Below are 12,922 nucleotides of genomic sequence, written 5' to 3'. Positions count from 1 at the left end.
TGAATTATGAGAGGTGACATACATGAGCATCAAAGCTGAAGAAATCAGTGTCTTGATTAAACAGCAGATTGAGAGTTATGAATCTGAGATGAAAGTTAGCGACGTTGGTACGGTTATTACAATTGGTGACGGTATCGCGCGTGCTCATGGCCTCGACAACGTCATGGCTGGAGAGCTTTTAGAATTCTCGACTGGTGTATTAGGTATGGCACAAAACTTGGAAGCGAATAACGTTGGTATCGTTATCCTTGGGCCATACACAGACATCAAAGAAGGCGATGAAGTACGTCGTACAGGCCGTATTATGGAAGTTCCTGTTGGTAAAGAATTGATTGGCCGTGTAGTTAATCCACTTGGTCAACCACTTGACGGACAAGGCCCTATTGCAACAACAAAATCACGTCCAATCGAAAGTCCTGCACAAGGGGTTATGGCACGTAAATCTGTACATGAACCACTTCAAACAGGTATTAAAGCGATTGACGCTCTTGTACCAATCGGACGTGGTCAACGTGAGTTAATCATCGGTGACCGTCAAACAGGTAAAACATCTGTTGCGATTGATACAATCCTTAACCAAGCAGACCAAGATATGATTTGTATCTATGTTGCTATCGGTCAAAAAGAATCGACTGTTCGTAACGTAGTAGAAACACTTCGTAAAAAAGGTGCTTTAGATTACACAATCGTTGTAACTGCATCTGCATCTGCTCCAGCTCCATTATTATACTTAGCTCCTTATGCTGGTGTAACTATGGCAGAAGAATTTATGTTCGATGGTAAGCACGTATTAATCGTTTATGATGATTTATCTAAACAAGCTGCTGCATACCGTGAGCTTTCATTACTTCTTAAACGTCCTCCAGGTCGTGAAGCATATCCAGGGGATGTATTCTACTTACACAGCCGTCTACTTGAGCGTGCTGCGAAGTTAAACGAAACATTAGGTGCAGGTTCAATCACTGCATTACCATTCGTTGAAACACAAGCTGGGGATATCTCTGCTTACATTCCAACAAACGTAATCTCAATTACGGATGGTCAAATTTTCTTACAATCTGATTTATTCTTCTCTGGTGTACGTCCAGCTATCAACGCTGGTTTATCAGTATCCCGTGTTGGTGGATCAGCTCAAATTAAAGCAATGAAAAAAGTTGCGGGTACACTTCGTCTTGACTTAGCTGCATACCGTGAGCTTGAAGCATTCTCTCAATTCGGATCAGATTTAGATGCTGCAACACAAGCGAAACTTAATCGCGGTGTTCGTACAGTAGAAGTACTAAAACAAGACTTGAACTCTCCTATTAAAGTAGAAAAACAAGTTATTATTTTATACGCTCTTACTCGCGGTCATTTAGATGATGTTCCAGTTAAAGATATCTCTCGCTTCGAAGCAGAGCTTAGCAGCTGGTTAGATACAAACCACACAAACGTTTTAGATCATATTCGCACGACAAAAGATCTTCCTTCAGAAGAGGATTTAAACAATGCAATTTCTGCATTCAAAAAAACTTTTGCTAAATCTGAATAATATCTTTGTCTAAGTGAAAAAAACAATAAGGTGGTGAAATACCAGTGGCATCTTTACGCGACATTAAAAATAAAATTACGTCAACTAAGAAAACGAGTCAAATCACAAAAGCTATGCAAATGGTTTCTGCTTCTAAGTTGAACCGTGCGGAGGAAAATGCGAAAGCATATGTTCCTTACATGGGTAAAATTCAAGAGGTAGTAGGTGCAATTGCTTCAGGTACGAGTGACAGTGGACATCCAATGTTAATAAACCGTCCTGTAAAAAAGACTGCATATCTTGTAATCACTTCTGATCGTGGGTTAGCAGGAGCATACAACAGTAACGTTATACGTGCTGTTGCAAATGCAATCGCTAGTCGTCATGCATCAAAGGATGAGTATGTTGTTTTAGCAATTGGTCGTATGGGACGTGACTTCTTCGTAAAACGTGGTTCTAATGTAATCGGAGAAGTTATCGGTTTACCTGACCAACCAGCTTTTTCTGATATTAAAGAAATTGCTCGCAAAGCTGTTGGTATGTTCACGGATGGTACATATGATGAACTTTATATGTACTATAACCACTTTGTCAGTGCCATCTCTAGTGAAGTTACAGAGAAAAAGGTACTGCCACTTACGGATATTGCACAAGAAACTGGCGCAGCTACAACTGCTTCATATGAGTTCGAGCCTTCAAGTGAAGCAATCCTTGAAGTGTTACTTCCTCAATATGCAGAAAGCCTAATTTTCGGTGCATTACTCGACGGTAAAGCAAGTGAACATGCTTCGCGTATGTCTGCGATGAAATCTGCAACAGATAACGCATCTGATTTGATTAGTAACTTAACATTAGTATACAACCGAGCACGTCAAGCAGCGATTACGCAAGAGATTACGGAAATCGTCGGCGGAGCATCGGCTCTAGAATAGGAAGAAAGTAAGACAGGAGGGAACAGTAGTGAACAAAGGACAAGTACTACAAGTAATGGGTCCAGTTGTTGACGTAAAGTTTGACAACGGCCACTTACCAGCTATCTATAATGCATTAACTGTAGCTATTGAACGTCCAAACGAAGCTCCTACTACGTTAACGTTAGAAGTAGCTTTACACTTAGGTGATGATTCTGTTCGCACAATTGCGATGTCATCTACTGATGGACTTAAACGTGGTGCAGAGGTAATAGATGCGGGTGCAGCAATTTCTGTTCCAGTTGGTAATGTAACTCTAGGACGTGTATTCAACGTTCTTGGTGATATTATTGACTTAGGAGAAGAAATTCCTACTACAGAGCGTCGTGATCCAATTCACCGTCAAGCACCAACATTTGAAAACCTTTCAACGGAAGTTGAAATTCTTGAAACAGGTATTAAAGTAGTAGACCTTTTAGCCCCATATATTAAAGGTGGTAAAATCGGTCTATTCGGTGGTGCCGGAGTAGGGAAAACAGTTCTTATCCAAGAACTTATCAATAACATTGCTCAAGAGCATGGCGGTATCTCGGTATTCGCTGGTGTTGGAGAGCGTACGCGTGAAGGAAATGACTTATTCCATGAGATGAGCGATTCAGGCGTTATCAAGAAAACAGCAATGGTATTCGGACAAATGAACGAGCCACCTGGAGCACGTATGCGTGTTGCCTTGACTGGTTTAACAATGGCTGAATATTTCCGTGATGAGCAAGGTGCAGACGTACTTCTATTCATCGATAATATCTTCCGTTTCACACAAGCAGGTTCTGAGGTATCAGCACTTTTAGGTCGTATGCCATCAGCAGCTGGTTACCAACCAACACTTGCTACAGAAATGGGTCAATTACAAGAGCGTATCACGTCAACTAACACTGGTTCTGTAACATCTATCCAAGCGATTTATGTACCAGCCGATGACTATACGGATCCAGCTCCAGCTACAACTTTCGCTCACTTAGATGCGACAACAAACTTAGAGCGTAAATTATCTGAGATGGGTATCTACCCAGCGGTTGATCCTTTAGCTTCTTCTTCACGTGCACTTTCACCAGAAGTAGTTGGTCAAGAGCATTACGAAGTAGCACGTCAAGTGCAATATACGTTACAACGTTATAGAGAGCTTCAAGATATCATCGCAATCTTAGGTATGGATGAATTAGGAGACGAAGACAAGCTTGTAGTAAACCGTGCTCGTCGTATTCAGTTCTACCTATCTCAAAACTTCCATGTTGCAGAACAATTTACAGGTCAAAAAGGTTCTTACGTTCCAGTTAAAGAAACTGTTGCAGGATTCAAACAGATTCTTGAAGGGAAATATGACCATTTACCAGAGGATGCATTCCGTCTAGTTGGACGCATTGAAGAAGTTGTTGAAAAAGCGAAAAGCATGGGCGTAGAAGTATAATAAATCGGACCAGGAGGTAAAAATATGAAGACACTTATAGTCAATATTGTCACTCCCGACGGCCCGGTATACGATTCTGAAGTAGACATGATTATCGCTAATACAGCATCGGGTGAAATTGGTATTTTACCTGGCCATATTCCAATGGTTGCACCTCTTCGTATTGGTGCAGTTAAATTGAAAAAAGATGGTAAATCTCAATATGTATCAGTAAGTGGTGGATTTGTTGAAGTACGTCCTGAAAAGGTAACGATTTTAGCTCAATCTGCTGAGGTTGCCGATACAATTGATGTAGCTCGTGCAAAAGAAGCGATGAAACGTGCAGAATCACTACTTCAAAGTAAACAAGACACGACAGACTATGTTCGTGCTGAACTTGCTTTGAAGCGTGCGATGAATCGTATCAACGTTTATGAGGGTAACATTTAATTTGGACGAAACATAAAACGGGCAGATTTATTTCTGTCCGTTTTTTTTCTTGCAAATCAGCTATAATTTACGAACTCAAGTGGATAATACAGATTATTCGTCATAAAATAAGGTATAAAAAGAAATGTTTATTTAGAAGACAGGAGAGCATTTTTAGCAAGAATTTTGTTTAACTACATTGGAACTGTAATCTTCTGAGCGATTGAATGAACAGAAAGAAAATCTTTTGATCATTTATACTTTTTTATAGACTATACATGTATTATTTACATTTTGATCAAATGACAAACATGGAAGAATTTGATGAACATTCTTCTTAAAAGTATAAAAGAAAGATTTAGCTAAAGTGGAGGGGAAATATGGGTCTTTTAAATTCAGAGCAAGCATTAATTGCCATTCTTGCTAATATCTTTTTTATTGGTATTTCTTTTTATGCTTTACAAGCTCTTATGGTGGACAAATTTATTAAAAAGAATCATGTATTTCAAGCCCAGCTTTTCTTTATTTTGGCAAGCATTATGTTAGGTTCGACGGTAGCAAACTTTTTCTTAAATTTAACTTCCTGGTCTAACCAGTTACAGTACTTATTTTAGTAGAGATCCTACATGCTCATGCAAATTATGGACAAGTTTGTATGAGCATGTAGAATCTCCTCATATTTCCTGGGAAATATGCTGTCGAAGATGTTTATTACTAAACATGTAGGGTAATTTATAAATATCTACACGAAAAGACTGGGTACTACGTATAATAGACTAAGAAAATTTACCAAAAGAGGACATGAAAATAGGGTTTTCGGTGCTTGTATATAGTCGAAATACGTTGTATGATGATATTGTTTTGAAATAATAAACAACACCATACATATTTTTCTTTTATATATTAGCTAAAGAGGATTATGAACGCGGAGGGAACTAAGTGGATAAAATTGTTGTTAAAGGCGGCCAAAGGTTAACAGGTAACGTACGGGTCGAAGGTGCTAAAAATGCAGTATTACCTGTATTAGCAGCAGCTCTACTCGCGACAAAGGGTAAGAACGTAATTAAAGATGTACCAACACTTGCAGATGTTTTGACGATAAATGAAGTACTAAAAAGTTTAAATACAGAAATTTCATATAGCCCCGAATTAAACGAAGTAATAATTGACTCTCAACAAAAATTATCAAGTGAAGCACAGTTTGAGTATGTGCGTAAAATGAGAGCATCCATTCTTGTAATGGGACCAATTCTTGCTCGTAATGGTTTTGCTCGAGTAGCATTGCCGGGTGGTTGTGCTATTGGCTCTAGACCAATTGACCAACATTTAAAAGGCTTTGAAGCAATGGGTGCGGAAATTTCATTTGGACATGGATTTGTCGAAGCTAAAACTGAAGGACGTTTAAAAGGTGCTAAAATCTATCTAGACGTACCAAGTGTTGGAGCGACAGAAAACATCATGACTGCAGCAGCTCTAGCTGAAGGAATTACAGTTATTGAAAACGCTGCGAAAGAACCAGAAATTGTTGATTTAGCAAACTTTATCAATGAAATGGGCGGTAAAGTTAAAGGTGCAGGTACAGATACAATCCGTATCGAGGGTGTAGAAGAATTGCACGGTACTGAGCATCACATTATTCCAGACCGTATTGAAGCAGGAACTTTTATGGTTGCTGCAGCAATTACAAAAGGCGATGTATTAATTGAAAATGCTGTTCCTGAACATATGACAGCTCTTATTTCTAAAATGCAGGAAATGGGCATTGAGATTAAAGAAGAAGGCCAAGGTCTTCGTGTGCGCTCTAATGGAAACTTAAAATCAGTGGATGTTAAAACAATGCCACACCCTGGATTCCCAACAGATATGCAATCACAAATGATGGCATTGATGATGACAGCTCACGGTACAGGTATTATTACTGAAACAGTTTTTGAAAATCGTTTTATGCACGTAGAAGAATTTAGACGTATGAATGGTAATATGAAAATTGAGGGACGTTCTGTGATGATGGATTCTCCATCTAACCTACAAGGTGCAGAGGTGGCGGCTACGGATCTTCGTGCAGCTGCAGCTCTAATTATTGCAGGTTTAGTGGCAGAGGGCGTAACTCGAGTAACACAGCTTTATCATTTAGATCGCGGTTATGTTAATTTTGACAAAAAGTTAGCTGCTTTAGGCGCTGACATTGAGCGTATTGGAACAGAAAATACCGAAAAAGCGGCTCAGCTCGTTTAATCATATGAAAGGCACAATGCATTTATTCCTGCATTGTGCTTTTTTTGTGGATTTTTTACATTAAATCAAGAGTGGTTTTAGGGAGTCTAAGTTTTACGGGACAATAGAAAGTAAGCAAGAATATCACTAACGAATAGCGGGTAGCTCGCGAAATTGTATCTTCGCGAGCTGTTTTATGAATAGAAGAACTATTTATTCTTTCATTAGCTAAAATGTTTTAAATGTATAAAGCATTAGGAAAACTTGTTTAATTCCCTTATTAGTGTTTTAAGCCGTTTTGAGAAGAGTAATACTTTTTAAGATATTTTCCCTCAACTAATTATTAAAAGTAGGTTCTAGACCCCTTAAAATGAGTTTAAATGGGTATTTATCTTGTAGACTACTATTCTTTTAGGGAGATGCATAGAAGCTTGTCCGTCATGAGATAGTTTTGTACTGCATATAGTAATCCTATGAAACAATACATTCTCTTAATAATCCTTTGCATCGGTCTAATGATTTTGCCTTTTCTTATGATTAAAGACAAAGTGAAAGAAAAGGCTGTACCAGAAGTCGTACTTGAAATTGAAGTTGACTGTCCAATACTAATTGAGGTGAAAGGGGTAAAGGAGAAAATTCCTCTTGAAACGTATGTATTAGGGGTAGTTGCTGCAGAGATGCCAATCACATTCCATGAAGAAGCATTAAAAGCACAGTCGATTGCTGCGAGAACTTATGTTTTAAGAGAAACTGATTATGGATCAAAGTCAATTGATAAGACAGTACAAAAGCAAGTGTATGTAGGTCCAGAAGAAAGGAAAAAACGCTGGGGTGATTCCTTTAAGGAATACGAGGACAAGCTTCAACGAGTCGTCGCTTCTACGGAAGGTGAAATTATTGTCTACCAGGATCAGCTCATAACTGCAATGTTCTTTTCTACGAGCAATGGTCAAACAGAAAGCGCCGAAAACTATAGTGGGTATGCAATACCTTATTTGGTATCCGTACCGAGTCAGAAAGAAGAAGAGTATTCAAAGAAGGTGCAACAAACGTTTGAGTTCACTCATAAAGAGTGGGCAGACGCGTTTGATATGAAGTGGTCTAAGAATATCGTAGGTAATGTAAAAATAAGCCGAACTGATTCAAATCGAGTAAAGACTATAGAAATGAACGGTAAAAGTTGGACAGGCAGAGAGGTTAGAACATTACTTGGCTTGCCTTCTACTGATTTCAAGGTAGCTTTCCAAAATGATAAAGTGATAGTGGAAACTACTGGTTACGGGCACGGAGTAGGGATGAGCCAATACGGTGCCGAGGTTTTAGCAAACGATTCCAAAAAAGCACATGACATATTATTGCATTACTATACAGGAACAAAAATAAAAAGTTTTTCTCCATGTTTAAAATCTCCTTAATATGCCAACAATGCAATTAGAGGTGATGAAAATGAGAGAAGAACAATCTAAAAAGCCTTCTCAGCAGAAGAGTAAGAACCCGAAAAAACCTTGGTTTTGGCCACTAGTATATACAGGTTTTTCGGTAGCGTTTGTCGGAATGATTTGGGGTTATAATGTGTATGTCAGCGATGATTCTGCAGAAGAATCTGAATGGACGGACGCAAGTAATCCAGACAAAGTTGCAATTGAAACGAATGCAAAAGCTGAATCTATGAAATATCCTTTTAAGGAAGCTATGCTAGATAACGTGGAAATTGTACAGCACTATTATGATTTAGAGGCAGACGAAGCGACTCGTGAGAAATCACTGCTTGTGTTTGACCAAACTTACGTAGCAAGCACTGGAGTATCTTTAACAATGAACAATGAGCCATTTGAAGTTGTAGCTGCATTAAGCGGTAAAGTGGAAGCAGTAAATGTAGACCCATTCGTAGGAGACGAAATCGTAATCTCTCATGCAAATGGTATGCAAACAAAATATCGTTCTGTCACTGGCATTCTAGTAAAAGCAGGAGACGAGGTTGAACAAGGCCAAGCTCTTGGAACTGCAGCTGAAAATGAATGGAATCCTACTGCAGGTATCCACCTTCAATTTGAAGTACTTGAAAATGGAGTCCTTGTTAACCCGGAATCATTACTAGCATTTTAATTCATAATAGCCCACTCGTATGCATAAAATGGTGAAAAGTTCCTTTACTAACGAAAGGAAGAGTTGGTGCACGAAACGATTCGTCATAGATGCATACGATTGGGTGAAATGGTAATTGAAACAAAGAAAACAGTTCGCGCCATCGCGAGCAAAACAGGTCATTCCAAAAGCACCGTACACAAAGACTTAACGGAAAGACTTCATCTGGTAGATCCAGTCCTGGCTAAGGAGGTCAAGGAAATTCTTGCCTACCATAAGTCAGTCAGGCATCTGCGAGGCGGAGAAGCTACGAAACAGAAATGGAAGACCAAAAAAGATGATAGGTAAGGTCGTGAAATATTATATTTCACGGCCTTTTCTTATGACTAAATGTATTCTATGTATCGGTAGTATGGATGGATAAAATAAGATTATACATATGAAAAAGAAAAATATACTTTCCAAAATTAGTAATTAAAAGCTAAAATATTTAAAAGGGGTGTGGAGTTGAAAAGGAATTATATTCTTAGTGGCGTTATATTGATATTGTTAGTCGGAGGCATTCTTTTATACAATTATTTTTCCAAGGAACTTACAGTAGGAGACGTTTTAGAAGAAAACAACTTTAGTAAAGAGGCAGCAATATCCGTTCAAAAGCTAAAAGACGGAAAAATAATACCCATTCAAGTTTCCGATGATAAACAGAAGGATTTAGTGAGGTTATTCGAGGATTTAAAGCTAATTAAATCAGACGAAAGATATCCCGTCCTCGATGCAGATTATATAATTGCTCCTAAATCAAATTACTCGCAAAAATTGTACGTATTCCTCGATGAAAATGTAATAGTCTTCAGCGAAAAAACAAGTGATAGTTATGTAATCCAAAATAAAGATTTTACGCAAACGATCAAACGATTACTTGATTAATCACATATTTTCTAAAGTGGCTTCAGCAGCTGGCTAATTGAGGTGCTTTTTACTTTGCTCAATTGACGAATATAACATATTCATATGCAAACTTACGCATACTAAATTTAGGATGCAGAGTAGTTTCCGCAACACTTTAAGTGGTAAGCGCAACACTTTGATCAAAAGGCGCAACACTTTCTAGATTCCCGCAACACTTCAGGCCATATGCGCAACACTTTCGAGATTCCCGCAACACTTCAGGGCATAAGCGCAACACTTTTCGAAATTGCAACACTTCAAGTGGTAAGTGCAACACTTCGAACAAAAGGCGCAACACTTTCGAGATTCCCGCAACACTTCAGGCCATATGCGCAACACTTTCCAATTTTCCTGCAACACTCTCAAAAACTCCATTTCAAGCCATCCTCGTGTATATAAAACTCCCCTATGTGTATTTTTTAAAGAACCCCCTATTTAATTTAAACCTAAAGTCCCGATATAAGGGTAAGAACACTTGCCTAGACAGGAATAGTGATAATAGTTTCTAATTCGTCAAAAATTTCTATTTTTTTATACTTTTTTGTCCAAAATGCTATTTAAAAAAACTGTTATTCTGACAAAACTATGATAAAATTAGATGTTAGATACATTACGGAGTTTACATATAAAAGTTTTAGTGAGGAAGGGGAAACACTAGTAATGTTTGCAAAAGATATAGGAATTGATTTAGGGACAGCAAATGTGTTAATTCACGTGAAGGGTAAAGGAATTGTATTAAACGAGCCTTCCGTGGTTGCTTTAGATAGAAATACGAATAAAGTACTAGCAGTTGGAGAAGAAGCTCGACAAATGCTAGGTAGAACCCCAGGAAATATTGTAGCGATTCGTCCATTAAAGGATGGAGTAATTGCTGATTTTGATGTGACAGAAGCGATGCTTAAGCATTTTATCAATAAATTAAATGTAAAGGGCTTTTTATCGAAGCCACGTATTTTAATATGCTGTCCTACAAACATTACAAGTGTTGAACAAAAGGCCATTCGTGAAGCAGCAGAAAAGTCTGGCGGGAAAAAGGTTTATTTAGAAGAGGAGCCAAAAGTTGCGGCGATTGGAGCAGGTATGGATATCTTCCAACCTAGCGGGAATATGGTCGTGGACATTGGTGGGGGAACTACTGATATCGCGGTACTTTCTATGGGTGATATTGTTACCTCTGAATCCATCAAAGTTGCTGGAGATGTTTTTGATAATGATATCCTTCAATATATTAAAAAAGAGTACAAGCTGCTGATCGGAGAACGAACTGCAGAAAATATAAAAATTGCGGTTGGAACAGTTTTTCCAGACAGTCGTCATGAGGAAATGGATATTCGCGGACGTGACATGGTAAGTGGTTTACCAAGAACGATTACGATCAAGTCCGATGAAATTGAACATGCACTTAGAGAGTCTGTATCGGTTATTGTACAATCGGCTAAAAATGTGCTAGAAAAGACTCCACCAGAGCTATCTGCAGATATTATTGACCGTGGTGTAATTATTACTGGTGGTGGTGCATTATTGCATGGAATGGATACTTTATTGATGGAAGAATTAAAGGTTCCTGTGTTTACTGCAGAAAGACCGATGGATTGTGTTGCGATTGGCACTGGAATTATGCTTGATAATATCGATAAAATAAGTAGAAGATAAGAGTGGAGGCTTCATCATGTTTCGAGGATTTAATACAGTAGCATCTGGAATGATTGCCCAACAGCGAAGAACCGAGCTATTAACCAATAATATGGCAAATGCGAATACACCAGGCTTTAAAGCAGATCAATCAACGATTCGTTCGTTTCCTGATATGTTAATGTCACGTTTAGGGCCGACTAAAATTCCAACAGAGAATCCGATAAGCGGGAAATCTCTTTCTACAGTTGGTGGAATTAGTACAGGCGTGTATATGTCTGAGATTGTTGCCTTGCAAACCCAAGGACAGCTGCAGCAAACGGATTTGAATACAGATCTTGCTTTAATAGATGGTGGGCTTCCAGTGGATGCTGAAACAGGAAAAGCTGGTGCATTATTTTTCCGTCTCGAGCATCCTGCAGGTGGAGAGGCATACACTAGAAACGGTAACTTTACGTTAGACGCAGCAGGCTTTCTGACGAATGCTCAAGGGTTATATGTATTAAATTCTTCCGGACAACGCATTCAAATGCAAAATGATGACTTCCGCGTAGGCGATGATGGACAGATTTATGTGGATAACGAGTCTGTTTCTCAAATTGGCGTTTCATTTGCAGCAACACCTGATCGTTTAGTTAAACAAGACAATGGTTTATTTAGAACCGAAGATGGCAATGGGCTACCTTCCGCATATGACAATGGAGAAGTAAGCTTTGCGATGCAGCAGGGCTATATTGAAGGGTCTAACGTGGATAGCGCAAAGACGATGACAGAACTCATGTCTGCGTATAGAACGTTTGAGGCAAATCAAAAAATACTTCAAGCATACGATCAAAGTATGCAAAAAACAGTCAACGAGGTTGGCCGAGTTTAACTAATGAAGGAGGTGCGGTAAATGCTACGTACTATGATTACAGCAACCAACACGATGTCCCAACTACAAAACCAATTAGATATTATAGGGAATAACCTTTCCAATTCTAATACGCATGGTTATAAATCAAAAGAGGTTAAGTTTCAGGAATTACTGTATCAGCAATTCAACAATGATAAGTTAGATAAAGCCGACAGACAGTCACCTGTAGGTATTCGTTATGGGGTTGGAGCAGCGCTTGCTCAGTCGCAGATGAATTGGAAGCAAGGGAGTATCCAATCTACTGGTAGAGACCTAGATTTTGCTTTCCAGGAGCCTAAGCAATACTTTCAGGTTATTATGCCAGACGGCCAAAATGGTGAAAAAACAGCTTATACTCGTCAAGGAGCGTTTTATGTTTCTCCAATAGAGAATGGTCAGCTGATGCTCGTTAACGGGGAAGGATATCCAGTAGCCGACGCACAAGGACAAGCGATTACCTTACGAGAAGGTGTTTCCAGATTCTCTGTCAATGAATCCGGAGTCTTAGTAGCGGAGTATCCAGATGGCACAACTGAGCAAAGAGAATTAGCAGTTTCTGTACTGCAAAAACCTCAATTCATGGAACACTTGTCTGCTGCGTATATTGTTATACCAGAGAATTTAGATGAACTAGGTGCAAATGCTGAGGATGTTATGGTAGATTTACAAGGAGCGGCCAGAGGAGAAATTTCTTTAAGCAACCAAGTGTTAGAAATGTCTAATGTGGATGTTTCCAAAGAGATGACAGACTTAATGACCACTCAACGGCAGTATCAGTTTAGTGCACGTTCCATTTCCATTGCAGATCAAATGATGGGCTTAATTAATGGGATACGCTAGTAAGGAGTAATTTG

Annotated in this window: 13 protein-coding genes; all 13 read left to right on the top strand. The window is 38.8% G+C overall.

The window, feature by feature from the left end; translation table 11 throughout:
• Positions 1-22 precede the first annotated feature (22 nt).
• The 13 genes from atpA (at position 23) to MKX96_RS16315 (ending at position 12,908) form a co-directional block, all read left to right on the top strand.
• Positions 23-1,531 carry a F0F1 ATP synthase subunit alpha gene (atpA, locus tag MKX96_RS16375; RefSeq protein WP_340885363.1) on the top strand — a complete coding sequence of 503 codons (1,509 nt, stop codon included), beginning with the start codon at positions 23-25 and terminating at the stop codon, positions 1,529-1,531.
• 44 nt (positions 1,532-1,575) lie between these two features.
• Positions 1,576-2,442, top strand: a complete 867-nt coding sequence (locus MKX96_RS16370) for a F0F1 ATP synthase subunit gamma (protein ID WP_169359474.1) — start codon at positions 1,576-1,578, stop codon at positions 2,440-2,442.
• A gap of 28 nt (positions 2,443-2,470) precedes the next feature.
• Positions 2,471-3,886, top strand: a complete 1,416-nt coding sequence (atpD, locus tag MKX96_RS16365) for a F0F1 ATP synthase subunit beta (RefSeq protein WP_169359475.1) — start codon at positions 2,471-2,473, stop codon at positions 3,884-3,886.
• 24 nt (positions 3,887-3,910) lie between these two features.
• Complete coding sequence (locus MKX96_RS16360) at positions 3,911-4,315, top strand: F0F1 ATP synthase subunit epsilon (RefSeq protein ID WP_169359476.1); 405 nt, start codon at positions 3,911-3,913, stop codon at positions 4,313-4,315.
• Positions 4,316-4,674: 359 nt separating this feature from the next.
• Entirely contained in the window at positions 4,675-4,908 is a 234-nt protein-coding gene (locus tag MKX96_RS16355; protein WP_169359477.1) for a DUF1146 family protein, read from the top strand.
• Between the two features lie 325 nt (positions 4,909-5,233).
• The gene (murA, locus tag MKX96_RS16350) at positions 5,234-6,529 is read left to right on the top strand and encodes a UDP-N-acetylglucosamine 1-carboxyvinyltransferase (RefSeq protein ID WP_340885359.1); all 1,296 of its coding nucleotides are present in this window, start codon (positions 5,234-5,236) and stop codon (positions 6,527-6,529) included.
• A gap of 452 nt (positions 6,530-6,981) precedes the next feature.
• Complete coding sequence (gene spoIID, locus MKX96_RS16345; protein WP_340885357.1) at positions 6,982-7,923, top strand: stage II sporulation protein D; 942 nt, start codon at positions 6,982-6,984, stop codon at positions 7,921-7,923.
• Positions 7,924-7,954: 31 nt separating this feature from the next.
• A complete protein-coding gene (locus MKX96_RS16340; protein ID WP_340885355.1) occupies positions 7,955-8,614 on the top strand; it encodes a M23 family metallopeptidase in 660 nt (219 codons plus the stop codon).
• Positions 8,615-8,680: 66 nt separating this feature from the next.
• Entirely contained in the window at positions 8,681-8,941 is a 261-nt protein-coding gene (locus tag MKX96_RS16335) for a sporulation transcriptional regulator SpoIIID (RefSeq protein WP_340885352.1), read from the top strand.
• A 159-nt stretch (positions 8,942-9,100) separates the two neighbouring features.
• Positions 9,101-9,520 (top strand): hypothetical protein, encoded by a 420-nt coding sequence (locus tag MKX96_RS16330; protein WP_340885349.1) that lies wholly within the window; start codon positions 9,101-9,103, stop codon positions 9,518-9,520.
• A 681-nt stretch (positions 9,521-10,201) separates the two neighbouring features.
• On the top strand, positions 10,202-11,194 hold the full coding sequence (locus MKX96_RS16325; RefSeq protein ID WP_340885346.1) for a rod shape-determining protein: 993 nt from the start codon (positions 10,202-10,204) through the stop codon (positions 11,192-11,194).
• A gap of 16 nt (positions 11,195-11,210) precedes the next feature.
• Positions 11,211-12,047 (top strand): flagellar hook-basal body protein, encoded by an 837-nt coding sequence (locus tag MKX96_RS16320; RefSeq protein WP_340885342.1) that lies wholly within the window; start codon positions 11,211-11,213, stop codon positions 12,045-12,047.
• Between the two features lie 21 nt (positions 12,048-12,068).
• Positions 12,069-12,908 (top strand): flagellar hook-basal body protein, encoded by an 840-nt coding sequence (locus MKX96_RS16315; protein WP_340885339.1) that lies wholly within the window; start codon positions 12,069-12,071, stop codon positions 12,906-12,908.
• Positions 12,909-12,922: the final 14 nt, after the last annotated feature.

The organism is Psychrobacillus sp. FSL W7-1493, assembly GCF_038004905.1.
Taxonomy (GTDB): Bacteria; Bacillota; Bacilli; order Bacillales_A; family Planococcaceae; genus Psychrobacillus.
Note: the sequence above shows the minus strand (reverse complement) of the source record. Positions and strands in the feature narration are given on the sequence as shown.